The 22271-nt window shown below is 62.3% G+C and carries 24 protein-coding genes; 13 read left to right on the forward strand and 11 right to left on the reverse strand.

Features of this window, described 5'->3' with window-relative positions:
- Positions 1 to 144 precede the first annotated feature (144 nt).
- From ABWV23_RS21330 to ABWV23_RS21380, 11 genes are all read left to right on the forward strand, one after another.
- Positions 145 to 996: a MurR/RpiR family transcriptional regulator gene (locus tag ABWV23_RS21330; protein ID WP_353351534.1), complete on the forward strand. Its 852-nt coding sequence runs from the start codon at positions 145 to 147 to the stop codon at positions 994 to 996.
- Complete coding sequence (locus ABWV23_RS21335; RefSeq protein WP_353351537.1) at positions 986 to 2299, forward strand: glutamine synthetase family protein; 1314 nt, start codon at positions 986 to 988, stop codon at positions 2297 to 2299. The genes ABWV23_RS21330 and ABWV23_RS21335 overlap by 11 nt, the downstream gene beginning before the upstream one ends.
- Positions 2300 to 2613: 314 nt before the next feature.
- The gene (locus ABWV23_RS21340) at positions 2614 to 3384 is read left to right on the forward strand and encodes an N-formylglutamate amidohydrolase (protein WP_353351539.1); all 771 of its coding nucleotides are present in this window, start codon (positions 2614 to 2616) and stop codon (positions 3382 to 3384) included.
- Entirely contained in the window at positions 3378 to 4022 is a 645-nt protein-coding gene (locus ABWV23_RS21345) for a cysteine hydrolase family protein (RefSeq protein WP_353351541.1), read from the forward strand. Before ABWV23_RS21340 ends, ABWV23_RS21345 begins: the two co-directional genes overlap by 7 nt.
- Positions 4019 to 5323 (forward strand): M20 family metallopeptidase, encoded by a 1305-nt coding sequence (locus ABWV23_RS21350; protein WP_353351543.1) that lies wholly within the window; start codon positions 4019 to 4021, stop codon positions 5321 to 5323. Before ABWV23_RS21345 ends, ABWV23_RS21350 begins: the two co-directional genes overlap by 4 nt.
- A gap of 43 nt (positions 5324 to 5366) precedes the next feature.
- Positions 5367 to 6599 (forward strand): ABC transporter substrate-binding protein, encoded by a 1233-nt coding sequence (locus ABWV23_RS21355; protein WP_353351545.1) that lies wholly within the window; start codon positions 5367 to 5369, stop codon positions 6597 to 6599.
- A gap of 5 nt (positions 6600 to 6604) precedes the next feature.
- Positions 6605 to 7339 carry an ABC transporter ATP-binding protein gene (locus tag ABWV23_RS21360; RefSeq protein ID WP_353351547.1) on the forward strand — a complete coding sequence of 245 codons (735 nt, stop codon included), beginning with the start codon at positions 6605 to 6607 and terminating at the stop codon, positions 7337 to 7339.
- Complete coding sequence (locus ABWV23_RS21365) at positions 7336 to 8058, forward strand: ABC transporter ATP-binding protein (protein ID WP_353351549.1); 723 nt, start codon at positions 7336 to 7338, stop codon at positions 8056 to 8058. The genes ABWV23_RS21360 and ABWV23_RS21365 overlap by 4 nt, the downstream gene beginning before the upstream one ends.
- On the forward strand, positions 8058 to 8927 hold the full coding sequence (locus ABWV23_RS21370) for a branched-chain amino acid ABC transporter permease (RefSeq protein WP_353351551.1): 870 nt from the start codon (positions 8058 to 8060) through the stop codon (positions 8925 to 8927). Before ABWV23_RS21365 ends, ABWV23_RS21370 begins: the two co-directional genes overlap by 1 nt.
- Positions 8924 to 9880, forward strand: coding sequence for a branched-chain amino acid ABC transporter permease (locus ABWV23_RS21375; RefSeq protein WP_353351553.1), 957 nt, complete (start codon positions 8924 to 8926; stop codon positions 9878 to 9880). The genes ABWV23_RS21370 and ABWV23_RS21375 overlap by 4 nt, the downstream gene beginning before the upstream one ends.
- 10 nt (positions 9881 to 9890) lie before the next feature.
- Complete coding sequence (locus ABWV23_RS21380) at positions 9891 to 10703, forward strand: alpha/beta fold hydrolase (RefSeq protein WP_353351555.1); 813 nt, start codon at positions 9891 to 9893, stop codon at positions 10701 to 10703.
- A gap of 71 nt (positions 10704 to 10774) precedes the next feature.
- On the opposite strand, the gene ABWV23_RS21385 is transcribed toward ABWV23_RS21380, so the two are convergent.
- From ABWV23_RS21385 to ABWV23_RS21405, 5 genes are read right to left on the reverse strand one after another with little or no spacing between them, the layout of a single operon-like run.
- Positions 10775 to 11776: a TonB family protein gene (locus ABWV23_RS21385; protein ID WP_353351596.1), complete on the reverse strand. Its 1002-nt coding sequence runs from the start codon at positions 11774 to 11776 to the stop codon at positions 10775 to 10777.
- Between the two features lie 23 nt (positions 11777 to 11799).
- Positions 11800 to 12192 (reverse strand): ExbD/TolR family protein, encoded by a 393-nt coding sequence (locus ABWV23_RS21390; RefSeq protein ID WP_353351557.1) that lies wholly within the window; start codon positions 12190 to 12192, stop codon positions 11800 to 11802.
- Positions 12189 to 12578 carry a biopolymer transporter ExbD gene (locus ABWV23_RS21395; protein WP_353351559.1) on the reverse strand — a complete coding sequence of 130 codons (390 nt, stop codon included), beginning with the start codon at positions 12576 to 12578 and terminating at the stop codon, positions 12189 to 12191. The genes ABWV23_RS21390 and ABWV23_RS21395 overlap by 4 nt, the downstream gene beginning before the upstream one ends.
- Positions 12571 to 13224: a MotA/TolQ/ExbB proton channel family protein gene (locus tag ABWV23_RS21400; RefSeq protein ID WP_353351562.1), complete on the reverse strand. Its 654-nt coding sequence runs from the start codon at positions 13222 to 13224 to the stop codon at positions 12571 to 12573. Before ABWV23_RS21400 ends, ABWV23_RS21395 begins: the two co-directional genes overlap by 8 nt.
- On the reverse strand, positions 13221 to 13652 hold the full coding sequence (locus ABWV23_RS21405) for a hypothetical protein (RefSeq protein ID WP_353351564.1): 432 nt from the start codon (positions 13650 to 13652) through the stop codon (positions 13221 to 13223). The genes ABWV23_RS21400 and ABWV23_RS21405 overlap by 4 nt, the downstream gene beginning before the upstream one ends.
- Positions 13653 to 13959: 307 nt before the next feature.
- Between ABWV23_RS21405 and ABWV23_RS21410 the strand changes: the two genes are divergently transcribed.
- Positions 13960 to 15894 carry a TonB-dependent receptor domain-containing protein gene (locus ABWV23_RS21410; protein WP_353351566.1) on the forward strand — a complete coding sequence of 645 codons (1935 nt, stop codon included), beginning with the start codon at positions 13960 to 13962 and terminating at the stop codon, positions 15892 to 15894.
- A gap of 146 nt (positions 15895 to 16040) precedes the next feature.
- On the opposite strand, the gene ABWV23_RS21415 is transcribed toward ABWV23_RS21410, so the two are convergent.
- From ABWV23_RS21415 to ABWV23_RS21440, 6 genes are all read right to left on the reverse strand, one after another.
- Positions 16041 to 16628 carry an ATPase gene (locus tag ABWV23_RS21415; protein WP_353351568.1) on the reverse strand — a complete coding sequence of 196 codons (588 nt, stop codon included), beginning with the start codon at positions 16626 to 16628 and terminating at the stop codon, positions 16041 to 16043.
- The gene (locus tag ABWV23_RS21420; protein ID WP_353351570.1) at positions 16625 to 16981 is read right to left on the reverse strand and encodes a TA system antitoxin ParD family protein; all 357 of its coding nucleotides are present in this window, start codon (positions 16979 to 16981) and stop codon (positions 16625 to 16627) included. Before ABWV23_RS21420 ends, ABWV23_RS21415 begins: the two co-directional genes overlap by 4 nt.
- 247 nt (positions 16982 to 17228) lie before the next feature.
- The gene (locus ABWV23_RS21425) at positions 17229 to 17984 is read right to left on the reverse strand and encodes an iron ABC transporter ATP-binding protein (RefSeq protein ID WP_353351572.1); all 756 of its coding nucleotides are present in this window, start codon (positions 17982 to 17984) and stop codon (positions 17229 to 17231) included.
- Positions 17981 to 18925, reverse strand: a complete 945-nt coding sequence (locus tag ABWV23_RS21430) for an iron chelate uptake ABC transporter family permease subunit (RefSeq protein ID WP_353351574.1) — start codon at positions 18923 to 18925, stop codon at positions 17981 to 17983. The genes ABWV23_RS21425 and ABWV23_RS21430 overlap by 4 nt, the downstream gene beginning before the upstream one ends.
- Complete coding sequence (locus ABWV23_RS21435) at positions 18918 to 19862, reverse strand: ABC transporter permease (protein ID WP_353351576.1); 945 nt, start codon at positions 19860 to 19862, stop codon at positions 18918 to 18920. The genes ABWV23_RS21430 and ABWV23_RS21435 overlap by 8 nt, the downstream gene beginning before the upstream one ends.
- 4 nt (positions 19863 to 19866) lie before the next feature.
- Entirely contained in the window at positions 19867 to 20772 is a 906-nt protein-coding gene (locus ABWV23_RS21440; protein ID WP_353351578.1) for a siderophore ABC transporter substrate-binding protein, read from the reverse strand.
- A 103-nt stretch (positions 20773 to 20875) separates the two neighbouring features.
- Here ABWV23_RS21440 and ABWV23_RS21445 point away from each other — a divergent pair, with 103 nt between their 5' ends.
- Positions 20876 to 22255, forward strand: coding sequence for an ABC transporter substrate-binding protein (locus ABWV23_RS21445; RefSeq protein WP_353351580.1), 1380 nt, complete (start codon positions 20876 to 20878; stop codon positions 22253 to 22255).
- Positions 22256 to 22271: the final 16 nt, after the last annotated feature.

The raw sequence follows: 22271 nt of genomic DNA on the forward strand, positions 1-22271 counted from the left end.
AGATCAAAATTACCTGTGACCGGCCATTGCCGTGGAATTTTCACACGATATTTTTTTCTCCATATTGACAAATTTTTTTCACCCCCTCCTAATGAACTGTGCCAGCCAAGGCGTTGGAAACGGCAACAGAGTAATGGACCACGAATGAAGATCCGCGATTTACTGGAGAACATGTCCGACCAGTTTACACCCGCAGAGAGGCAGCTGACCTCTGTTCTGCTGGCTGACTACCCATTTGCGGGGCTTGAGCCCATTCAAGACCTGTCACAGCGGGCCCAGATTTCGGCACCATCCATCTCTCGTTTCGTGACCAAGCTTGGGTGCGCCGGCTTTCAAGAGTTCCAGCAGCGGTTGGTTCGGGAACTGAAAGAGGGGCAGCACTCTCCGATCGACCTGCGCAAAGGGGCTGCATTCGGCGGCACGGCTCCCCTTGCCTCGTATTTCGAACGGATCCAGGCTTTGAACGAGATGATGCTGGAGACAGTCAGGGCGGGCCAGTTCGATCGCCTTTGCGATCTGCTCTCCGATCCAAAGCGACGGATCTATATGATCGGCGGACGGATGAGCGACACGATCGCGGAGTTTTTCGTTCGCCATCTGCGGCAGGTCCGGGCCGATGTGGTTCATATCCCATCGGACCCCGAGCTATGGCCAGAATACGTGTTGCGGATGCGGGCCCGCGACATTCTGCTGATTATCGACTTTCGGCGGTATCAGGCAAACTTGGCAACGCTGTCTGCGCAGGTTCGCGCACGCAAGGCACAGACCATCGTCATCACTGACAAGTGGATCAGTCCGGCGGCAAAGGGCGCCACGGAGCTGGTATCCGTGCCCATCGAGTCCGGCACGCTCTGGGACAGCTATGTGCCGGCCTTTGCATTGATCGAGGCCCTGCTTGTGCCGATGGCCGAGCGGGACTGGGAGGCCACAAAGACCCGAATATCCGAATGGGACAAGCTTAGAGATGATCCGGTGGCTGGAATAAATGACCAATAGAATCGCAAACAGACTGGTTTTCGTCGGCACCTCGGACGTCTCCGGATTAATCCGTGGAAAGTCCTTTCCCGACAGGGAGTGGGAAAAAAGGGCGCGGCGCGGCGTGGGATGGACCCCGACAAATGTTCAGATCACCTGTTTCGATACCATTTCCGAAAGCCCCTTCGGATCCTTTGGCGATCTGGTACTAATCCCTGACGCCGACACCCGGTTCGTGCTGGAAAGCGGCCAGCGGATGGATTTCGCGCTCGGTGATATTCAATCGCTCGACGGCGATCCCTGGGCGTTTTGCACCCGGACCCTTGCCCGCAGGGCGCTGGAGGGATTGAAAGAGGTGGCGGGGGTAACCCTCCTATCAGCCTTCGAGCACGAGTTCCAGATACGGGATCAGGCCGCCAGATCTGGCGATGCCTTCGGGTTCAAGGGGTTTCGAGACGGGCAGGCTTGGGCCGAAGCCTTTCTGGATTCGCTTGAAGCCGCGGGTGTCCAACCAGATACCTTCATGAAGGAATATGGGCCCGGCCAGTATGAAGTAACCAACAAGCCAGCCAAAGGGCTCGCATCGGCCGATCAGGCGGCCATTCTGAGAATGCTGGCCCACGAGATCTTGCCGAGGTTCGGCAAAACCCCCAGTTTCGCTCCGATCCTCGATCCCGACAGTGTCGGCAACGGGGTGCACATACACTTCAGTTTCCTCGACGAGGCCGGAGCACCGCTGACCTATGATGGCAATGCTCCGGACGGAATGAGCGAGCTGTCTCGCCACTTTGTCGGCGGTGTGCTCAAGTATCTCGACCAGATCATGGCGATCCTCGCCCCGTCCGAGGTCAGCTATCTGCGCCTGACCCCACATCGCTGGAGTGCTGCCTTCAACAACCTGGGCGTCCAGGACCGAGAAGCATCGGTACGCATCTGTCCGGTGACGGCAAAGGATGCCGACAGCATCGCGCGGCAGTTCAATTTCGAAGTGCGTGCCGCAGATGCTACAGCCAGCCCGCACCTGGCACTTGCCGCGCTCGTCTTTGCCGGCACCCAGGGGTTGCGCGACCGCGTTGTCCCTCCTGAGCCCGTGAACGAAGACCTATCGCTGCTCTCTCCGGCCGAGTTGGCGGAAAATGGGATCAAGCGCCTTCCAACCGGCCTTGGCGACGCGCTGGAGGCCCTCGGGTCCTCAGAGGCTGTGCGCGGTTGGTTCGGCGAAGAGTTCACCGATCTCTACATCGCCCACAAGAAGGGCGAGATGGAGTGCCTCGAGGACCTCGACTGGGCCTCGAAATGCGCGCGGTACAGCGAGGTCTACTAACGCACACCGTCTTTCCGATGTCTGGTTGGTTGCCTGTGCAAGGGCGACAAGGCCTGCGGGTCGTTGCCGGTCGTGCGGCGTTGTCGGGTACTGTCCGCTGCCTACCACACTCTTCAAAGGTCCCATGAATGGCCATTTCAACGTTGCCCGATTCTTTCGCTGAGTGGCGTCCTCCCTGCGATGTGATGGGAAATTAATTTGTCATGCAGGAGAAATGAATTGACTCTGAAAATAAACCATCAAATCCTGAACCTCATGAGGAACCGACCCGAACATCACCGTTGTCTTGGGCCCCTTCTTGAGGGGCCGTTGCCATGCTGACCCCATCCACGCTTCTGGTCCGGGGAGTCGATCCCGATCCTGTCGAATGGGTGAACCCCGGATCGACGGTGCCGGTGCTGCTGGTGTGCGAGCACGCCGGGCAGGTCGTGCCACGAAATCTGGACAGACTTGGGTTGCCAGATGACGTGATCGGCGAGCATATCGGCTGGGATATCGGCGCCGCAGCCGTCACGCATGCCATGGCCGAGAATCTGGGGTGTGCGGCGATCCTTCAGCGGTACAGCCGTATCGTGATCGACTGCAACCGCCCCACGGATGCGGACGATCTCATACCGGAAATGACGGACGGGCAGCCAGTTCCCGGGAACCGGGAACTGACGACCGCCGACCGCGATAAAAGGATTGCAGAGATCTTTGCGCCCTTTGATGCCGCCGTGACGCAGGCCCGCAGCTCGGGGACCGAACTTCTGCTGTCGATACACAGCTTCACGCCCGAACTTTTGTCCACGCCCGGTCTTCGGCCCTGGCATATCGGATTCCTTTGTCGACAGGACACAGACACGTCAGAACGCCTGTTGGCCAAGATCCGCGTTCTACGAACCGATTTCACCCTCGCCCTGAATGAGCCGTACCAGATCGACTCGAAGTCGGATTGGTTCGTTCCGAACCACGGCGAGGCATCAGGCATTCCCCATAGCTTGATCGAAATCCGGAATGACCTCATCCGGCACCCGGACGGGCAACGCGAGTTGGCCGATCTGTTATCCCAAGCCGTGCGCTCGATATTGGAGGCTCCATGCTGACCCGCGACGTCCCCCTTGATACTTCGGCCTCTGCGCTGCTCTTCATCGATGTTCAGAACTTTTCGGCCCGGCGCGACGGTGGAGAGTTCAAGCATCTGACGCCAGAAGCGTTCGAAGCCGAGTACGGCCCCTTCTTCGACAAGTTCGAGGCCGAAACACTGCCGCGCATGCAACAGCTGCGCGCTGCAGCCCGCGCCGCCGGGGTTGAGGTCATGTATACCACGATCGAAAGCCTGACCAAGGACGGGCGCGACCGTAGCCTTGATTACAAGATCACCGGCTTCAACGTGCCCAAGGGATCCTGGGACGGCAAGCCGCTGGATGCGCTGGCGCCCGACGACGACGAGATATGGCTGCCGAAAAGCTCTTCCTCGGTCTTTATCTCGACCAACATCGATTATGTCCTGCGCTGCCTTGGCGTCAGGCAATTGGTCATTTCGGGGCTCGTGACGGACCAATGCGTCGAAGGGGCGATCCGCGACGCCTGCGACCTTGGATACCTCGTGACGCAGGTGACCGACGCCTGCCTGACCTACACCGCCAAACGGCAGGCAAACTCGATCGCCGCGATCAAGGGCTACTGCCGCCAGGTCACGACTGAACAACTCATCAGGGAACTTGAGGGAGAAACGCCGTGAGTACGCTGGAACACGTCTGGGACAACATCGACAGCAACGCCGACCGCGTCCTGAGCCTGACGCAGGAGATGGTGCGCATCCCCTCGGTGAACCCGAAATTCGAGAAGAAACAGGGCTTGAACAACGAACCCCAGGTCGCGGCGCTGGTTCAAGACCGGCTTGCGTCCAACGGATTCGACACGGAAAGCTGGGAGGTGTTCCCCGACCGTAGCAATGTCGTGGGAACCTTGCCCGGGAACGAGGAAAAAAGCCTGATCTTATGCGGGCATATCGACACAGTGCCAGTCGGGAATGCCGCCAATTGGACGGTTGATCCCTTCGGCGGAGAAATCAAGGACGGCAAGCTGTTCGGCCGCGGCACCGTTGACATGAAGGCAGGGCTCGCCGCGTGCATTGCTGCCGTGGAAGCCATCAAGGCCGCCGGGATAACTTTGGATGGTCGTTTGTCGATCCACGCAGTGGTGGACGAGGAGGCGGGAGGGTTCGGCGCGATGGATGCCGTTGCCAAGGGCCACCTGGCGAAAAGCGCCATCATCGCGGAACCGACATGGGACAAGGTCGTTCCGGCCGAAGGCGGCCTTGAATGGGTCCGTGTGACCCTGATTGGACGATCAGGCCATGCCGGGATGCGCTACAACGACATCTTTCCACAACCCGATATATCGGGGCGCCTTCTGCCCGCAGTCAACGCCATCGAAATCGCCGCTCGCTTCCTCGCCGCGCTCAAGGAGTTCGAGGCGTCGCGCTGCCGAAACAACTATCACCCGCTCTGCCCGCCGGGTCTGTCGACGATCAATCCTGGCGTCATCCATGGCGGGGTCGGCATTGGCGAGGACGGTCTTCCGATGATCCGCACGAATCCGGCGATGACACCGGATCGCGTGGTTCTGGACCTCGACTTCAAGTTCCTGCCGCACGAAACCTCTGCCGAGGTTCGGGCCGAGTTCGAAGCCTTCGTACAAGCCTTTGCCGAACTGGACCCGTGGACCAGGCAACACCCGCCCCAGGTCACCTGGGAACTGGGCGGGTTGCATTTTCCGCCCATGGACACCCCGGTGGATCACCCGTTGGTGGCGTCCCTTGTCGAACACCACTCGGCGCTTGGCGCCGCCCCGGAGATCCGCGGCTTCGATGCCGTCACCGATGCAGCGCACTATGCCGGGGCCGGTGTCGACGCTTGCATATATGGACCATCCGGCGACGGATTTCACGGGGACAACGAGTATGTTGACATCGCCTCTCTGCACCGCACGACCAAGGTGATCGCCGCCTCGGTCATCGACATCTGCGGGACCCGATAATCCCGAAGTATAACAACCAACCTACCAACATGGAGTGACTACAATGCTGAAAAGAAGGACGTTTCTTTCCGCGACCGCGCTGGTCGCGGCGATGGGCCTGCCAGCGTTGGCACAGGCCGATGTCATCAAGATCGGCGTGCTTGCCCCTGTGTCTGGCCCCGCTGCGGCGGACGGCCAGGAAATGGTCAATGGCGCGCAGCTTGCCGTCGACCAACTCAACGCGTCGGGTGGCGTTCTGGGGCATACATTCGAGATCGTCGTGGGCGATGCGGCGGACCAAAGCGCGGCCGCCGTGGCAACCGCCACTGAACGCCTTCTTGGCGACCGCGACATGGGCGCGATCGTCACGGGCTATGCCTCGGGCTCGAATTTCGAGATCGAGATGATGGCCGAACAGGAGATGATCTATCTGGTTTCCGCCAACTCGGCCCAGACCCGCGACATCATTTCAGAAGACCCCGACGCGTTCCCGACGGTGTGGTCCTTTACCCCGTCCTTCGATGCCTACAATACCGGCGTCGTTCCGGTGATCGAAGGGCTGGAAGCCAGCGGCGCCGTCACGCTGTCCGGCAAGACCGTCGCGCTGATCTCATCTGACAATCCCTACTCGAAGACCATCGCGGATGGTCTTGTCGAAAGTTTCGGAGATGCAGGCTGGGATGTGACCGTCAACGATCTGGTGCCCTTTGGCGAGATCGGTGATTGGCGCGGATTCCTGGCAAAGGTTCGCCAGAATCCGCCAGCCATCATCATCAATACCGACTATCTGCCGGGTAACGCCGCGGCCTTCATGTCGCAATTCATGGAACAACCCACCGACAGCCTGGTGTTCATCCAGTATGCCCCATCAGTGCCCGAGTTCCTTGAGCTGACCCAGGATGCCTCTTCTGGTGTGATGTATAACCTGCTGGGCGGTACGCTTCCGGCCAGCGCCTCGGAACGGTCCAAGCAGGTGGTCGGTGACTACAAGGAAGCCTACGGCTCAGAACCCGGCACTTACGGCCCGGCGCTTTATGAAGAGGTCATGATGTACGTCGACGGGCTGAAGGCCGTCGGTGACCCGAGCGACCGTGTCGCCATCGGCAAATGGATTGGTGGGGCGAAAAAGGAAACCGCTGCAGGGACGATGGCCTTCGATCCCGCGACCCATCTGGCGGTTCAGGGCGAGGGCGGAATCCCGCTGCAATTCTATCAGATTCAGGACGGCAAGCGGACACTTTTCGCCCCGGCGGCCTATGCCGACGGCGAGTTCATGACACCGCCCTGGATGGAGTAGGCCCGATGCCTGACCCAATTCTCAACCTCAAGGGCGTCACCAAGACTTTTGGTGGACTGACCGCTGTCGACGATGTCAGCTTTTCCGTTCAGCGCGGTGAAATCTTTGGGGTCGCGGGGCCTAACGGGTCCGGCAAGAGCACTCTGTTCAACTGCATAACGGGCATCCCCTTCGGTCCAACCGGAGGGGAGGTCACCTTCAAGGGCGTGCGGATCGACGGCCAACGCCCCCACAAGATCTTTCGTGCGGGACTTGCGCGCACTTTCCAGAAGGATGCCGAGTTTCCGGACCTTTCCGCCCGCGAAACCGTGGCCCTTGGCGGACACTACGGAGCGTCAATTCGCGGCTCGGCCTCGAACGACGCGACCGAGAAGGCGCTTGATACCGTCGAGTTCGACAACACACGCCGTGACATGAAAACGGCGGACCTGTCGATCTACGGAAAAAAGCAACTAATGATCGCCTCGGCTCTTGTCGCGGCTCCCGACATCCTGATGCTTGACGAACCTGCCTCCGGTCTCACGCGCCCGGAGATCGCGGCGCTGGACGCGTTGTTGCTGAAGGTCAACCAGACAGGTGTCACCATTCTCATCATCGAACATGTTCTCGGCCTGCTGCTATCGGTCAGCCAGAGGTTGCTTCTTCTCAATAACGGCGCGGTCCTGACAGAGGGCTTGCCGGAAGACGTCATCCGCGACCCACGCGTGGTCGAGGCTTATCTTGGGGGGGCAGCGGCATGAGCAGGCTGCTGGAAGTGAAAGGCATCAGGGTCGGGTACGGGACCGTGCCCGTGTTGCACGGCATCGACATCCACCTCGACGAGGGCGAGGCCATCGGTCTTTTTGGCCCGAATGGTCACGGCAAAACGACTCTTTTGCGCGCGTTGTCCGGCCTGTTGCGACCGGAAGAGGGCAGTATCACCTTTGACGGAAAGGACATCACCGGGGCCAAGCCCGCAACCATCGTCGCCGCCGGATTGGTGCAAGCACAGCAGGGAAACACGATGTTCGGCGACATGGGCGTCGAAGAAACACTGGAACTTTCGGCGTTCACCCCTCGGGCTCGCAAGGACAGGAAAGGCCGTCTCGCAGAGGTCCACGCCCTGTTTCCCCGACTTGCCGAACGGCGGCACCAGAGGGCCCGCACGCTTTCCGGCGGCGAACGGCAAATGCTGTCGATCGGATGCGCGATGATGTGCGCGCCGCGCCTGCTGATCCTCGACGAACCTACCTTGGGCCTCTCCCCGCGCCTTAAGGGTGAACTGCGGGAGGCCATCAGTGTCATCGCCGAAAAGGGTGTGCCATTGATCGTCGTCGAGCAGGATGTCGAGTTCCTGCTGGCCCTGACAAACCGCCTCTACCTTATCGAACAAGGCGAAGTGGCAAGCGAAATCGACCGGGACAACGCGCCCGATCATCAGGAGATCATGGACATGTATTTCGGCGAGCAGGCACACTGATGGATGGTGTACTGATACCCACACTCGTTTCGGGCCTCCTGCTCGGGTCTCTTTATGCGCTGATGGCCTCCGGGCTCAGCCTGATCTGGACAACACTGGGGGTTTTCAACTTTGCCCATGGCGCGCTGATGACGCTGGGCGCCTACATCGCCTGGACGGTCACAGAGCAACTTGGTCTCGGCATTGCCCTCGGTTTTGTCTGCGGCATAGGCGTGGCGGTTCTCGCCGGCATCCTGATCGAGTTGTTTCTCGTCCGACCGTTCTATGAAAGCCGCAACATGATGCTGATCACCGTGATGACGACGCTTGCTGCCTCGACAATCATAGAACGCGGCATCTCCATGCTCTGGGGGCCACGGCTGAAACAGTTGCCACGCGTGTTGGACGGTCAAGTCAACATCCTGGGCGCGCCTGTGTCTGCGCATGAGGCCATGATCATAGGGCTGGCCCCGACGGTTCTTCTGGCCCTTTGGTGGTACACCGGGCGCACAAGCCGTGGTCGATCCCTCCGCGCGGTCGGGCAGAACCAGGACTCGGCGGCGCTTATCGGAATCGATGTCCCGCGAACTTTCTCGCTCGCCTTCGGGCTGTCGGCGGCCCTTGCGGCGCTGACCGGCATCCTGCTCGGGTCCATTCGTTTCGTCACGCCTGGGCTTGGAGCCGACCCGCTTGTCAACGCGATGATCGTTGTAATCTTCGGCGGACTTGGCAGTTTGGGGGCAACAGCAGGCGCGGCTTATGTCATCGGCCTTCTTGAGGCGCTTCTGGTGCTTTGGCTCGGACTGTACTGGACGCCGTCTGTGCTCTTCGTCCTGTTGATCCTCGTTCTCGTGTTTCGGCCCAATGGATTGTTCGGGAGAGCCTCATGACCCACAAGCAACGCATCTTCGCCCTGATTGCCTTGGCGCTGTTGGCGCTTGCGCCGATCTTCGTGACCGACAGCTACACCCGGCACGTATTCATCATCGCGTTCATCTACGCGACCGTGGCCGTCAATTGGGATCTCAGCCTGGGATTTGGTGGGCTGTTCAATTTCGGCCATCTCGCGTTTTTCGGAATCGGGGTCTACACCGCCGCCATCCTGACAACCGCCCTGGACATCTCTCCCTGGCTGGCAATCTTCGCGGGGGGGGGAACGGCCGCGCTGGCGGCGCTTTTGATCGCTCTGCCCGTAGCCAAGCTTCAGGGGATTTATGTTGTCCTTGTCACCTTCGCCTTTGGACAATTGTGCATGCAGATCGTCCTCAGCCAAGGCGACCTGACCGGCGGGGCCGAGGGTCTTGTGCGCCTTCCCTATCTTAGTATCGGTGACTACAAGTTCATCCGCGATTTCAAGTTCGGCTATTACTATGTGGGCTTGGCCATTCTGTCCCTGTCCGTCGTCATGTTGTTGTTCGTCGCCACGTCGCCCTTTGGGAAATCTTTGCGGGCCGTGCGCGACAACCCCGACTACGCGGCTGCGCGCGGCATCTCGGTGGCACGGCAGCGTGTGCTTGTGCTTGTTGTCTCAGCCGTTTTCACGGGTATCGCGGGGGGCTTCTATGCCATCTACCTGCGTGTCGCTTCCCCCGAGGTATTCGGTTTCTCGACCGCGACCCTGGTGTTGTCGATGGTTCTGATCGGCGGTGTCGGCTCGATCCTCGGGCCCGTGTTCGCCGCGCTTGCCCTGACCTTCGCCTCGGAAGCAATGGCAGGTGTGCGCGGCCTTGAAGAGGCGCGGTTCATCGTCGTGGCCCTGGCCATGATCCTGGTGCTTCGCATCGCGCCGAACGGTGCGATCGATATCATGGGCCGCCTTTTCGGCCCCGGACGCAAAACGTGAGGACAAAGCCGTGAAGACGCACAAAATCGATACCTCCCAAGCCACCATCACTGTGTCAGACAGCGAGGGCGCAGGCCCTCCGCTACTGATGATCCACGGCAACTCGTCCTGCCGCATGGTGTTTCGCAACCAGCTGGAGGGTGTAATCGGCAGCGAGTTTCGCTGTATCGCTTTCGACCTGCCCGGTCATGGGGAAAGCAGTGATGCCTTTGATCCGCAGAAGACCTACTGGATGCCGGGCTATGCTGATACCGCGATCGAGTTGATGAAAGCGCTGGATATTCCGGACTATGCGGTGCTCGGCTGGTCCCTTGGCGGGCATATCGGGCTGGAAATGCTGGCCCGTACCGATGCGGTGAACCGATTGATGATCACCGGTACGCCGCCTTTCGGCCCCACACAGGAGTCGCTTGACCAAGGGTTTCGTCCCAGCGCTCATATGCACTTGGCAGGGCAAGAGGTGTTCACGGAACAGGATGTATCCGACTACGCCCATTCCACATGCGGGGAGAACGCCCCATTCGAACCGTTTCTTCTGGATTGTGTCAGCCGCACCGACGGTCGCGCGCGCGAGTTGATGTTCTCACGCATCCTCTCACCCGAAGCGGCAGACCAGAAGGCGATTGCCATCAAGAGTCCGGTTCTACTGGCCATCGTGAACGGCGAGGAGGATGTTTTCGTCAACAACGACTACATCGCCGGGTTGCCTTATGAGAACCTGTGGGAAGACAAGGTGTATCGGCTGGATCACATCGGGCACGCCCCGTTCTGGGAAGTCCCCGAACTGTTCGACCTCTACCTGTCGCGTTTCATGTCCGCCTGAGGGGGGTGAGTTGCCATTGGTTGTCTGTCGTCAGAGCCAATGGGCAGTTTAAAGCGTTTTGATAAGGGAGGTCACCGGCCCTTGATCTGGACCGAGAAGCTGCGGCGGGCCCCGTTGGGCGGTGGCAGGAAAGGCGCGGCCCGCTGAACCACGCGCAGCGCCGCCTGGTCCAGCGCGGAGGAGCCTGAACTGCGCGCGATCGAGACGCTGGCCAGCCCACCGTTGGACGCCACGCGAAACGCCACCACCGCCTCCCCTCTGGCCGACATCCGCGGACGTGGCGCGCGGGAAAGCTTGCGCATGATGAGGCCGGGGTAGTTACTGGCGGAGGCGTTCCCCGCGCTGTTGCTCTTGCCGTGGGCCCCGCTCGTGATCGCCTTGGCGCGCTCTGTTCCGGCTGCCTGTCCCGCCTGCGCGCTGCGCTCGGCGTTCCCGGAGGGGGCCGGCTTCGCCTGGGGCTGTGGCTTGGGGGTCGTGATCTCGCGCGGTTCCGTGCGGGTGACGCGCTGTTTCGGGCGTGGCGACCGGGTGATGGTGGCGTCGTTGTCCTGCGTTTCCGCCGGGGTATGGGGTGTCGCGTGCGTTTCTTCCAGGCGTTTCTTCCGGGCCTTTTCAGACTCCCGAAGGGGAGTCGGTTGCGCGTCGGGCGCGGGGGCCAAACGCGTGGTCTCAGTAGGTTTCTGCGCCGGAGCCGCCTCGGGCGGTTGTGCAGACAGTCGCAGGGGGGCATCGGCCTGAACGGGAACGGGCGCGGCAGCAGTTCGCGCCTGCACAACCCGCGGGGCGGCAGTTGGCGTCGCGGGCTCCGGGCGCAGCACCTTTTCCGCCGGCGGGGTGATCGCCATGCGCGCGTTTTCAGGCTGGACCGATTCCGGCTGCGGCACCGACGGGGCCGTTTCCGACATATCGGCTGGGCGCTGCGCGCTGAGCGTGCCGACCGCCATATCTGCGAAACTGGAGCCCAGGCGCACCTCGCCCGCGCCAGCGGCCCCTTCGATCTCGGTCCGTTCCTGCGACACCAGTGCCAACGCCAACACCCCATGCGCGGCACCAGCCAGAAGGAGCGCGATCACCTTGTCCAAGCGCGAAGAGGACATCATGGCCGGGGTCCCTGCTCGGTCACGATAACGACACGTTCCACCCCGGCGGCCCGCAGGACGCGCCCGGTTTCGACCAACCGCGCGGCGGGCAAATCACGGTCGGGCAGCAACCGAACCAAGGCACGATCCTCAACGTCCAGTTCTGCGGCGAACCCGGCGGCGTTTTCCACCGGGGCTCCGCGATAAGCCATTCGCCCGTCCGGATGCAGAACCAGCGCATCGGGTGGCGGGGCCCCTTCCAAATCGGCAGTATGCACAAGGCGCAGCGTCGTCTCGATCGGTCGTGACACCGTGCCAGCCACCAGAAAGAACACCAGCATCAGGAACACGATGTTGATCAGGGTGATGGTCGGTTCCCGCTCACTGCGTTTTTTGGCCCGCCGTGTCATGCCGCCCCCAGGACGGTGGCTTGAACCCCTGATACCTGCCTCAGGACCACAAGAAGATCGGTCAGCCGCTGGGCCGTCACCCCGGGGAGCAACGAGACCAGCACCGGCAGTGGCGCACCCACCATTGCGCCGTGTTGTACCTTCAGGATGGTGGGGAGGCTCCCCAGCGCCACATCGGCCCCGTTCAACCGGAGCGCGTCAGGGGCCAGTTGCAAGAATACCGGCGGGACCTTGGTGGCGTTCAATCCCGCAGTTCCGGCGCCAAGATCGACCTCTGAAAACCGGGTGAAGGTCGACGACAGCATGAAAAACAACAGCAGCAGAAAAATGACGTCGATCAGCGAGGTCATCGACAACCGCCGTTGCCGCCGGTGTGATCTACGCATGGGCAGAGGCTCCGTGAACCGAAGCAGAGACCGGATCCGCACCGGAAGGCGACAGCACCGTGTGAACCGCCTTCTCGGTGAAGATGCGTTCGGCCTCCGTTCGCGCCTCGAACCAGCTGAGCGCAAGGGCGGTGGGCATCGCCACGGCCAGACCGGCGGCGGTTGTGAGCAACGCCACCCAGATACCCCCTGCGAGAATCGAAGGATCCACCTGTGCCCCCGCCGCCTGTAGCGCCTGGAACGCCGAGATCATTCCCAGAACGGTGCCGAACAGACCCAGAAGCGGGGAGATCTGCGCCACGGTATCGAGAAACCGGAACCCTGATTCGAGCCGGGCAAACCGGGTTTCGGCCTCGGCGTCGAGCCGGGCGGCGTTGCGCTGGCCCGACATCGCCATGTCGATCACCGGCTTGAGATAAGAGGTAGAGCGGGCCAATGCCGCGCGCGCCGCCGCCCTGTCTCCCGCGTCCCAGGCCGCCACCGCATCGCACAACGCCGCGTGCCGCCCGACACCGGTTACGGTGAATTGCCATAGCTTATAGAGGATCACCGCCAGCGCCAGCACCGACAGCCCAGCCAGGATCAGCACGACCGGGCCGCCCAGATCGGCCAACCGGAACAGCACGTCTCGCAGCCCACCGATCATCCGATCACCTCGACATCGGTGCGCGTGGTCAGGTCCAGCCCCTTGGTGCAGGCATCCGGGGCAAGCCCGGTGCCCTCGCAACTGCTTGCGCCGTTGAACAGGATCCGACCGAGCGTTGCGCAGCCCAGATCCGGCACGACGAACTGGCGCACCCGTGGCCGGCCCGCAGGCAAAGCGGCGAAGTCGAACAGCATCAGCCGGTCGACCCGGCCCGCCCGGTCGAACAGGACCGCCTCGAACACCGCGCGAGATACGTCAGCGGACCGCCCGTTGAGGGCCAGAAAGCTCAGGGCGCAGCCCCGGTCCAAGGGGGTCAGCGCATTCAATTCGATTGAGAGCGATGGTGTGGGTGCCTCCTGCGCCGCAGCGGAGGTACACATCGTCGCCAAGGCGAACGATGCGGCACGGATGGGGGATACCAGAAACACGGGTTGGATTCTCCTGCCAGCAAAGGGGTCTCGGGATCACTGGCGTGGGTCGGCTGGACCCTGCTGGCTTGAGATCGCGCAGCAAGATTGCACGCGGTCTTCCGGTTTTCAACACCCTACTTTCGGACCGCGGTGGTTCTTGGGCGGATCGGTGCGCGCTATGCTGGGGGCAGTTTATCGGAGACCGCATTCTTGATACCGCGTTGACCCAAGCAAAAGACTCGGGTATTTCGATTCTACAAACAAGCTCAGCCAGATAGCTGTCGTTCCGACATGTCCAGCCGGCCTAATCGTAAGGGACATGAAAATGAGAATGACGATCCGGGGGGCCCTGCTTCTGGGCACCTGTCTTGGTGCCGATGCGGCACTGGCCCAAGACGACTCTGTTTTCCTTGGCACGCTGCGTATCGACGCCCCCGATGCGCAAGCCGTTCTGGGGAACGACGAGATTACCGAAGATCAGGTAGAGCAACGGAATCCATCGACAATCAAGGATGTCTTTGCGGGCGAGTCCGCCATCACCTCGAGCGGCGGCGCCCCCATCGCGCAAAAGGTCTTCGTCAACGGGATCGAAGAAAGCCTCTTGTCCGTCACCATCGACGGCGCGCGTCAGAACAAGTCCGCGTTTCACCACACCGGCAACGTGCTGCTGGATCCCGCCCTGTTGAAATCGGTCGAGGTCAGCGCGGGCCTCGCCCCGGCCGACCAGGGAGCGGGTGCTGTGGCGGGGTCGATCCGCTACACCACCAAGGATGCCCGTGACCTGCTGGAAGAGGGAGAGACCTTTGGCGGCATGCTCACGTCTTCTTACGGCAGCAACGGCCAGGGATGGCGTAACACTTTGACATTGTTCGGCCAGTCGGGCGGGTTCGAATACATGCTGAGCGGGACCCGAGCCACCGGAGACGATTACAAGGATGGCTCTGGCGCCACCGTTGTAGGGACCGAAGCGGACCTGAAGGACTTTATCGCCAAGTTCGCCTACACAACGGACAGCGGCAAGCGACTCAGCTTTTCGGCCTCCGAAACGACCGACCAGGGGCTGCGCGCCTCGCAAAGCGGGTTCATCCGCCCCGACTTCGCCGAGGTCATCGGGCGAACGACCATGCTGTATCCCGCATTGTCAAGGCGCAAGTCCTATACGCTGACCTATCAGGACGAAAATCCGACCGGTGCCTTCGCACCCTATGTCCAGCTGAGCTGGAACGAACAGGCGATGGATGTCGGCAACCTCTACGGTGTGAACACAAGTTTCAGCGGTGTCGCACGGAACGAGTTCCAGCTTGGCAACGGCACCCTGAACGTCGGTATCGATTTCTTTGATGAAAGCGCCGAAGGCTTCGACAACACCGTCAGTCCACGCCTGTCGAGCGGTCGCGAGGACCTGACCAACGTCGGCATTTTCACGCAAGCGCGGCAGGATCTCTCGGATCGTGTCTCAGTCTCCTACGGGGCCCGCTATGACATGGCGTCCTTCGGCGCAGCGGACGGCACCGATCACGACGACAGCGGCCTCAGCGTGAATGCCTCCGTCGATGTCGTGCTGAACGACAAATGGACATTGAACGCCGGCGCGGCGTCGACCTGGGGCGGGTTCGAGTTGGGCGAAGCCGCGCTGGTCAACTACGGCACGCCCTGGGATTACATCGGCATCACCACATCGCGCGCCAACGCCGTGCGGCTTGGCCTGCGATATGAAAGCGGATCCTGGGCGGCAAAGGGGGCGCTGTTCAATACCGAGATTGATGACATCAACGCGGTGTTGCCCAGCAGCGGCGCGCGCGGCGCGACAAGTGACCTGACATCGCGCGGTTTCGACGGGTCGCTGACCTATACCGGCACGCGCGGTTTCGGAACGATCAACTACACCTACGCCGACGTGGAGGCCAACGGCTCGACCGTTGCAAGCACGGCCTACTACCTGGGGCGGCCTGTCGGCCATCTCTTCGGTCTGGAGGCGGGTTATGATGCGACAGACGAATGGCGCCTGGGCGGGACGGCGCAGATCGCGCTCAAGAACACCGATACGGCGATCGAGCTGCCCGCATACGAGGTGCTCAACGTCTATGCGGAATACACCCCGCGCAAGATGGAGAACCTCAAGGTCCGGCTGGATGTCTACAACCTGTTCGACGCGACCTATGCCCCGCGCAGCTCGGACGGTCTCGATCTGGCTGGCGCCGTCATTCCCCTGAACGATCCGGGGCGGACGATTTCGCTGACCGCCAGCCTGCGGTTCTGAATCGGAAAGGGCTGGCCTTGCGGGGCCAGCCCATCACGGGAAATGTTGGCGGGTTTTCTCTCCGCTCGACCGGGCTGAACCTGCGAGAGTACTACGGCCGAGACAGAACCTTCGAGAGAAAGTCCGACATTGCAGCGCAGGCGCGGTCAGATCACGAGGTCGGCGGCATAGGTCGTCAGGACCCACTCTGGCAGGGTCGGAGCGGCCTTTATCAAACGTCCAGTGGCAAAGACGAGCATCTGCCGTGGCGCTGTATTGAGACGGGAGTTGTCGAATACCATGCCCCTGTCGGCCCTCAATACCGCCTCGCGGATGAGGGGCTGGCCGCGCTCATACCGCGCACGGATCTTCTCTTCAGGGACATCATGTCCGCCCTCCTCGGTGCGACCCCTGACGCGACCCACGGACAGTTCGGGGCTGTCGACGCCCACATGCATGACGACGACAAGGTATCCATGTGCCCGGGCGGCTTCGATGATCTCGAGCTTGGATGGGTGCGAGAATACGGTCTCGGTGGCAAAGCTCTGCCCCTCCGTCAGAATCTCGGCCCGCCGCGCTTCGGCAATCCGGGCGGCCTGATAGGAAGCCTCCATCGAAGGGTCCTGAAGCTCGTCGCGCTGAATGATGTCCGCATTGATGAACGGACCCGCGAAGCTGGGAGCGACGCGGGCCTGGTAAAGAGTCGATTTACCGGCACCATTTGGCCCGGCAAGCAGGACAAGGCTCGGCTTCAAGCAGCAGTGTCCTCCTTGGCGTAGACAAGGTTGCCACCAGCATCGAGGCCAACGCCCCGACCAAGTGCCTGCCGCCGGGCGAAGAAGGCCTCTTCATCGTCCGAGGGATGCCCCATCTTCTCGGTGAAGGCATCGAGCCATGCGACGTCCTCTTCTTCCCCCAGTTGGGTCGTGTCGAGCTTGCCTTCAAGTGCCGCGGTGATGCGGGCATAATCGAAGCTTCCAGAGTGCTCAATCGCACGGCCAATTTTCAGCCAGTGCGTGATCTGACCGGCTACTGACCGGCTATGCAGGTCTGCCTCGCGGCGAACCAAGGCCATGATATCGTCGGCAAGCTTCACGGATTGTGCCATGTCCACCTCCTGTGTCGCCCCAAAGGTAGCAAAATGCCACCCAAAAGTCAAGGTTTTGGGAGGACTGCTCGGACCAAGCTCTCCAGCCGGGAGATGGCATTGTGCCTGATGCCGATCAGAGCACCGGAAGGACCCATATGCAGAAACACTCTCACGCCAGACGCGACACAGGAATATTAACATTTGCCGAAAGGGGCTGGCCTTGCGGGGCCGCCCTTTTCCGTGTGATCCGGTAAAGCTTTGGCGTTCAGCGCGTCACCACAACCGGACGACCTTGATGGACAAGCACGTCGAACGGCGTGTCAAAGACCTCTCCCAGCGTTTCGGGCGTCAGCAACGCGGCACTGGTGTCGTGGGCCGCGACGCGGCCGCCTTTCATCGCGACGATGCGGTCGGCCCATCCAGCGGCGGCGTTGATATCGTGCAGGACAATGACCACGCTGCGGCCTTCTGCTCGCGATAGCCTGTGCAACCGGTGCATCAGATCGCGGGCATGGCGCGGATCGAGCGCGTTCAGCGGTTCGTCCAGAAGCAGCCAGGGCGTGTTCTGCGCCCATGTCATGGCGATGAAAGCACGCTGGCGCTGCCCACCCGAGAGCGTCTCCACAGACCGGTCGGCGAGGTCGTCCAAAGCGAAGGCGGTGATGGCCTCTGCCACGATACGGCTATCCTCGGGCGTCCTGCGACCCTGGTGATGCGGCCAGCGCCCGAACGCCACCAGATCCCGCACCTGCAGGCGGCTGACCACGCTGGGGGTTTGTTGCAGTAGCGCGACGCAGCGGGCGCGGTCCGGGCCCGATGCGGTGAACGGATCGAGATCGCCGATCCTCACCTGCCCCGAGCTGGGCGTGTTCAGCCCCGCGATACAATGCAGAAGCGAGGATTTTCCGGCACCGTTCGGCCCGATCAGGGCGGTGATCCCGCCCTCCTCCAGGGTCAGGTTGATGTCGTGCAGGATTTCGGACTGTCCGGCACGATAGGAGAGTGTGGAAATCCGGATCATGTGCGTGCCTTTCTCAGAACCAGCGCGAGGAACAGCAGCCCGCCAAAGAACTCCACCACCACGGCGAGGGCGGACTGCTGCCCCATGAGGCGTTCGAAGACGAATTGCCCGGCCACGAGAATTAGCGCGCCGATCAGGGCGGCGGCGGGGATCAATGCCGCGTGGCGGTGGGTGTCGGTCAGGGAGCGTGCGAGGCTGGCGGCCAACAGGCCGAGAAAGGTGATCGGCCCCACAAGCGCGGTCGAGACCGAGACCATGGCGGCAATCAGGATCAACGCGGTGATCACCACGCGGTCATGGTTCAGGCCCAATCCGTGGGCGGTTCGGCGCCCCAGCCCGATCACGTCCAACACGGGGGCCATGCGTAGGGCGCAGGCCAGCGCCACGGCCAGAAGCCCGGCAGCGGCCGCCAACTGCCCTTGGTCAGCACGCCCGAAAGAGGCAAAGATCGCCTGTTGCACGACGGCGAATTCCGACGGGTCCAGCATTCGCTGTACCATCGAGGCAAGCCCCCGCAGCAGCACGCCAAGGATCACGCCAGACAGGATCATCCGCGTAACATCCGCCGCGCCGCGTCTCAGCAGCAGGCCGAACAGCGCGGTCGCGGCGGCCATCAGCACGGCTGCCTCGACCCAGAAGCGCAGGACGCCGGGAATCTGCGCCACGCCGACGCCGCCGAGCGTGGCTACCAGCAGGGTCTGCAACAGTACAAAAAGGGCGTCGAATCCTACGATGCCGGGCGTCAGCAGCCGGTTCATGGCAATGGTCTGGAACAACACCGTGGCCGCGCCGATCGCGGCGCCGACGCAGATCAGTGCGGCCAGTTTGGTCGCGCGCAACTCGATGATGAACCCGTAGGGCGCGCGCAGATGCCACAGCAGGAATCCGGCACAAAGGACGATCAACCCAAGCCACAGGGCCAGCAGGCGTCGGTCAGCCATCGGATTGCTCCGTCGGTCGCGCTGGTCTGGCGTGCAGCAACCACAGAAAGGCCCCGGCGCCGAAAACGGCAAAGACCGTGGCTGCGGGGATTTCGAACGGGTAGCGGATCACACGCCCAATGACGTCGGCGGCCAGCACCAGCGCCCCGCCCAACACAGCCACCAAGGGCAGGTTGGCGCGTAGGTTGTCTCCGCGCCAGCGCGATACGAGGTTGGGCGCCACCAAACCGACGAAGGGAAAGGCACCAACGGTGACCAGAACCAGCGCGGTAAGCACAGAGACGATGATCAGTCCCAGCGCGCGGGTCTTGGCGTAGTCCAGCCCGAGCGAGCGCGCCTGCGTCTCGCCCAGCCCGAGGATCGTGATCCGGTCAGCCACCACGTAGAGCAGCCCGGCCAGCGCGGCCACCGCCCAGAGCCACTCGTACCGCCCCAGCATGACGCCGGAGAACTCCCCCAACCACCAGATGCCCAAGTATTGCATGAGATCCGTGGACCAGGCGATCCAAGTGGCCGCGGCGCCAAGGATGCCACCATAAACCAACCCCACAATGGGCAAGAGCATCGGATCCTGGCGTGGCACTCGGTCGGCCAGCGCGAGGAAACCCGCCATGCCGACCAGCGCAGCGCCGGAGGCTACCAGCATCTTGGCCGCCACCGGGATACCGGGCGCGATCAAGGTGATGGCAAGAAGGCCCAGCATCCCCGCCTCCGGACTTCCGGTCAGCGCGGGCTCCACCAGCCTGTTCCGAACCGCCTGTTGTACCACCACCCCGGCCAGCGCCAGACCGGCCCCCGCCAGAAGGGCGGCGGCGGTGCGGGGAAAGCGGCTGATCATCAGCAGCCACGCACCTCCCTCGGTCAGCGAGGCTGCGCCGATTGCAAGGCTGGCGAGAATCAGCCCGACCAGCGCGGCGAACAAGAGCGTACGGCGCATGATCTCAGCTGTCGCCGCCAGGAAAGGCGGCTTTGATTTCGTCCAACGTATGCTGCAGGGCGTTGGCGCCGCCTGCCGCGATATAGAGCGGTGCCGCGTCCAGATAGACGATCCGGCCGTTTTGCGCCGCCTTGGTTCTGGCGATCAGCGGGTTGTCCAAGGTTGCGGCCGCCGCTTCGCCCTCGGCGCCGATGGCAGCACCGCGGTCGATGATCAAAAGCCAGTCGGGATCGGCCTCGGCCACGAACTCGAAGGACACCGATTGCCCGTGGGTTTCCGCACCCAATCCTTCGACGGCCTCCGGCAGGTCGAGCGCCCGGTGCAGCCAGCCGAAGCGACCGTTGGCGCCATAGGCCGAGATCTTGCCGCCGTTAGTCAGCAGGATCAGCGCATCGCCCTTGCCCTCGACGGCCCGAGCGGTGTCTTCCAGCTTGGAGTCCAGCGCGGCGGTCAGCGTCGAGGCCTTCTCCGGCACACCGAACACCGCGCCATAAGCGACGATCCGGGCGCGGGCCTGCGCCAGCAGGTCATCCCCCTCGATGGTCATGTCGATGGTGGGCGCGATCTTGGACAACGCCTTGATCTGTGTCGAGGAGCGGCCGCCGGCGATGATCAGGTCGGGCTGCATCACGGCGAGCGCCTCGAAATCCGGTTCGAAGAGGGTGCCGATGCGCGTGGCCTGTTTGGCCATATCGGCAAGGCTGTCGAGAAACACCGGCGACGGAATGCCCGCCACCTCGACGCCGAGCGCGTTCAGCGTGTCCAGCGCAGCAATATCGAAGACGGCGACGGTTTCGGGATTGGCAGGAACCGCAACAGGGCCGGTGGTGGTGTCGATGGTCACGTCCCGTGCCGAAACGGGGGCCGCCAACGCGGCGAACAAAAGAGCGGCGGCAATGGATCTGCGCATGTCTCAACTCCATGGAAATGAGAGCGTGGCTGACCCAGGCGGCCTGGCTTCGCGTCAACGCCCTTGTATCGGAGCGCGAAACCCGACCGCAAGCCGTATTCTGATGGAAACGATCAGGAAAGACCTGCCCGGCTGTCAACGGCGAAATCATAACTCGACGCTGAAAGCGATGGGTCAAAACTGCCCCATTCACAAGACGAACGAAAAGGGCGATGATGCGTCGATGGTCGCCGGCTATCAGTTTCCCATGCGTTTTTGTTGGATCCTTGTGTGGTTTTTCTGGAACCTGGCCGCGGTTGCGCAGGAGCCCAGGATCCTCACCTCTTTTCCCGCCGAAATGACAGATGTCTATCAGGATCTGTGGGAGGCAACCGTGCCGGGATCGCGGCCGCAGCTTCTGAATAAGAACACCATTTCGGCGATCGAGGAAATTCAACGTGGCAATCCGCGGGCCTTTGATCTGTTCTGGGCGTCATCGCCGGAGGCATTTGAAATCCTCGGCCGCGAGGGGGCCCTTGTCGCGCCGGGGAGTTGCGGAGTCGATGGCCCAGCCCCGGTTGAAGGGTTCGCGATCTCCTCGGTCGGCTGGGCGCGGCGGCGCGACAGCAGCCTGTTTATGCCGGGCCATTGGAACGATCTCCTGCTACCGATCTATCGCGATCAGATCGCCATGGCGCGTCCCGCGCGGTCGGGCACCACGCATTTGCTGGTCGAGCAGATGCTCCAGGTGCGAGGCTGGGACGATGGTTGGGCTTACCTGCTTGAATTGGCGGGCAATCTGTCGACTCTGACGGCGCGCAGCTTCGGGGTCCCGGATGGGCTGGTCAATCACCGTTTCGAGATCGGGCTGACGCTGGATTTCCTGGCGCTGTCCCGCGGCGACGTGCTGCAGTTCCAGTACGGTCGCCCGATGATGACGACCACGGCGCAGATCGGCCTTCTGAAAGGGGGGCAACAAAGGCAAGCGGCTTGCGACTTCGTGCGTCTGTTGCTGTCGCGCCCGGGTCAGATGGCGCTGCTGGCGCCGCAGGTGGCGCGCATCCCTCTGGACCCCGATGTGCGGGAAGCGGCCGGCGACCGCCTCCCGCCCGACATGCTTTCTGCGCTGAGGCTGTCCTGGCTTGCCTATGACCCCGAGCTTTCATCCGATCGCTACTGGGCGGTCAATACGCTGTTCGACGTGATGATAACGGACGTTCTGGCCGAGCGGCGTGACCTGTGGCGCCGCCATCATGCTTTGCCCGACGCTGCGCCCGAGGCGGCGCTGCGCGAGGTCGCGGCCTTGCTGACCGCTGTACCGGTGAGCGAAACCCGCGCCACCGAGCTTTCCAAACGCTCGGTTACCGGTCTGCGGTCGCTGCCACTAGTCGGACTGGACGCCGTCGAACGGGCCGCGATCGAAACCTGGCGGGCGCAGACAGCAGATCTGTTGCGTCAGGCCGAAGCCGAACTGGTCCATCTCGAAAAACGGTTCGCACCTTGAAGGGCTTTTTCGAAAG

This window comes from Aquicoccus sp. SU-CL01552, assembly GCF_040365005.1.
Classification (GTDB): Bacteria; Pseudomonadota; Alphaproteobacteria; order Rhodobacterales; family Rhodobacteraceae; genus Antarcticimicrobium.

Bases quoted from the DNA above. Each gene is read 5' to 3' on its own strand.
- ABWV23_RS21425 (WP_353351572.1), bottom strand. From the start codon at position 17,984: ATGATCCGGATTTCCACACTCTCCTATCGTGCCGGACAGTCCGAAATC.
- ABWV23_RS21345 (WP_353351541.1), top strand. From the start codon at position 3,378: ATGCTGACCCGCGACGTCCCCCTTGATACTTCGGCCTCTGCGCTGCTC.
- ABWV23_RS21375 (WP_353351553.1), top strand. From the start codon at position 8,924: ATGACCCACAAGCAACGCATCTTCGCCCTGATTGCCTTGGCGCTGTTG.
- ABWV23_RS21410 (WP_353351566.1), top strand. From the start codon at position 13,960: ATGAGAATGACGATCCGGGGGGCCCTGCTTCTGGGCACCTGTCTTGGT.
- ABWV23_RS21355 (WP_353351545.1), top strand. From the start codon at position 5,367: ATGCTGAAAAGAAGGACGTTTCTTTCCGCGACCGCGCTGGTCGCGGCG.
- ABWV23_RS21370 (WP_353351551.1), top strand. From the start codon at position 8,058: ATGGATGGTGTACTGATACCCACACTCGTTTCGGGCCTCCTGCTCGGG.
- ABWV23_RS21440 (WP_353351578.1), bottom strand. From the start codon at position 20,772: ATGCGCAGATCCATTGCCGCCGCTCTTTTGTTCGCCGCGTTGGCGGCC.
- ABWV23_RS21445 (WP_353351580.1), top strand. From the start codon at position 20,876: ATGGAAACGATCAGGAAAGACCTGCCCGGCTGTCAACGGCGAAATCAT.
- ABWV23_RS21420 (WP_353351570.1), bottom strand. From the start codon at position 16,981: ATGGCACAATCCGTGAAGCTTGCCGACGATATCATGGCCTTGGTTCGC.
- ABWV23_RS21400 (WP_353351562.1), bottom strand. From the start codon at position 13,224: ATGATCGGTGGGCTGCGAGACGTGCTGTTCCGGTTGGCCGATCTGGGC.
- ABWV23_RS21335 (WP_353351537.1), top strand. From the start codon at position 986: ATGACCAATAGAATCGCAAACAGACTGGTTTTCGTCGGCACCTCGGAC.
- ABWV23_RS21395 (WP_353351559.1), bottom strand. From the start codon at position 12,578: ATGCGTAGATCACACCGGCGGCAACGGCGGTTGTCGATGACCTCGCTG.
- ABWV23_RS21340 (WP_353351539.1), top strand. From the start codon at position 2,614: ATGCTGACCCCATCCACGCTTCTGGTCCGGGGAGTCGATCCCGATCCT.
- ABWV23_RS21365 (WP_353351549.1), top strand. From the start codon at position 7,336: ATGAGCAGGCTGCTGGAAGTGAAAGGCATCAGGGTCGGGTACGGGACC.
- ABWV23_RS21435 (WP_353351576.1), bottom strand. From the start codon at position 19,862: ATGCGCCGTACGCTCTTGTTCGCCGCGCTGGTCGGGCTGATTCTCGCC.
- ABWV23_RS21390 (WP_353351557.1), bottom strand. From the start codon at position 12,192: ATGACACGGCGGGCCAAAAAACGCAGTGAGCGGGAACCGACCATCACC.
- ABWV23_RS21430 (WP_353351574.1), bottom strand. From the start codon at position 18,925: ATGGCTGACCGACGCCTGCTGGCCCTGTGGCTTGGGTTGATCGTCCTT.
- ABWV23_RS21330 (WP_353351534.1), top strand. From the start codon at position 145: ATGAAGATCCGCGATTTACTGGAGAACATGTCCGACCAGTTTACACCC.
- ABWV23_RS21360 (WP_353351547.1), top strand. From the start codon at position 6,605: ATGCCTGACCCAATTCTCAACCTCAAGGGCGTCACCAAGACTTTTGGT.